Origin of the sequence: Mesorhizobium sp. M7A.F.Ca.ET.027.03.2.1 (assembly GCF_003999175.1) — a bacterium.
GTDB lineage: Bacteria > Pseudomonadota > Alphaproteobacteria > Rhizobiales > Rhizobiaceae > Mesorhizobium.
The window spans coordinates 1-1,413 of record NZ_RZOM01001322.1; the positions used below are offsets into that span (position 1 = coordinate 1).

General features: G+C 57.6%; 3 protein-coding genes and 1 pseudogene. 2 read left to right on the forward strand and 2 right to left on the reverse strand.

The genetic code is table 11. The annotated features are described in order from the left end of the window. On the reverse strand, positions 1-187 hold a 187-nt coding region (locus EN750_RS40115), incomplete at its 3' end, for a hypothetical protein (RefSeq protein ID WP_210212794.1). Positions 188-216: 29 nt separating this feature from the next. Further along, on the reverse strand, positions 217-444 hold the full coding sequence (locus tag EN750_RS34270) for a hypothetical protein (protein ID WP_023812003.1): 228 nt from the start codon (positions 442-444) through the stop codon (positions 217-219). A gap of 252 nt (positions 445-696) precedes the next feature. On the opposite strand from EN750_RS34270, the gene EN750_RS34275 reads away from it, so the two are divergent. Next, positions 697-1,092 carry a hypothetical protein gene (locus EN750_RS34275; protein ID WP_127322666.1) on the forward strand — a complete coding sequence of 132 codons (396 nt, stop codon included), beginning with the start codon at positions 697-699 and terminating at the stop codon, positions 1,090-1,092. A gap of 52 nt (positions 1,093-1,144) precedes the next feature. Continuing rightward, positions 1,145-1,413, forward strand: a pseudogene (locus EN750_RS34280) (NADH-quinone oxidoreductase subunit D); the annotation flags it as partial.

The following is a 1,413-nucleotide window of genomic DNA, read 5'->3' on the forward strand; positions in this document are numbered from 1 at the left end:
GAGAAAGGCGCCGCAATTGCTGCAATGAATTGGCGTCGATTCCTTGGCGTTGTCGGGAATGTCCATTTGGATAGTCCCACAAGCCTTGCAATCGAGTTTGTCGTCCAGCCGTCGTCCCATTTCCCAATGATTGCGCATTTTCGGCCATGAGCCAATTGTCGATTTCGTACCAAATCGCTTCAACCACCGGTGAGTCCTCCAGCCATGGCTCATCGGTCAATCGCGAGAGTCAAAAAGGACGGCCAGCCCCAGTTCCCGTGCCAGCTCGACGATCGTCTCCATCAACTCATCGTCTGTATCCTGCAAATAAGGCGCGTCCCTGCGAGCGGCCTCTATCGCCGCTTTGACCGAAACGATGTCGCCGTATCGCGCACTTCGAAGCTCCTCTGCCAGAAATGCCTTGGCGGTACCGACAGGTCTTATTGCCCATCTGGCGATGCTCATGCGGCTCCCTCCCATGGTCACCTCTGCTTTATTTTGATCCTCTCCAAGGTGCAGATCAATCGATGGTACGATTCCGTACGCAACCGCTCAGCCGGTTGGGAGACAGCCATATGACGTCGTCTGGGCCATGGTTCGCTCGGCGTTTCCCCAGGGGGTCGACGCGAAATTGCCCAGTGTGACCAGCCCCGCGGGAACAATCGCTCGGCATGGGGGTTTCTTCAAAATCTCCCTCGAAGGATGCAAGGAGCGACCATGCGCATGTTGACGATAGCTGTCGCACTTTCCGGGGCGGTCATCATTCAGCCCGTCTACGCCCAAACTGTTGGACCGCAGCTTCCCCAGGTGACGCCACCGCAGGGCGAAGTGCAACCGGAGCAGGCGCTGCCAGATCCAGGCTCTGCTGATTTGAATTTCACCGGCGTTGCCATTGTCGCCGTCGAGGATCTGCCTGACGAAATCAAGGCGCAGGCGGATGCCGTGATCAATCAGACCAGCGCCGAAGATTTGCTACGCCTGCAAAACTCAGTCGATGCTTCGCCTCAAGCGACATCGGCCTTGAGGGCGAATGGGCTCAATTCCTCGCAGGTTGTCGCTGCAAACATAGATGGCGATGGCACCCTGACGCTGATCATTCAGACGACGACTTGAGGCGCCGAACCATTCGCATCACGCCTTGCCCCGACAGTCGCGGAGAGCAGCAATGGTCGAAGCCGCCGTTCGCAACTTCACCATCAATTTCGGGCCCCAGCATCCCTCGGCCCACGGTGTTCTTCGGCTGGTGCTCGAACTGGACGGCGAGATCGTCGAGCGTGCCGATCCGCATATTGGCTTACTGCATCGCGGCACCGAGAAACTCATAGAGCACAAGAACTATTTGCAAGCGCTGCCCTATTTCGACCGGCTCGACTATGTCGCGCCGATGAACCAGGAGCATGCGTTCTGCCTCGCTGCCGAAAGACTGCTCGAAAT

Coding starts and splice junctions, on each gene's coding strand:
- EN750_RS34270 (WP_023812003.1), bottom strand. CDS start 444: ATGAGCATCGCCAGATGGGCAATAAGACCTGTCGGTACCGCCAAGGCA.
- EN750_RS34275 (WP_127322666.1), top strand. CDS start 697: ATGCGCATGTTGACGATAGCTGTCGCACTTTCCGGGGCGGTCATCATT.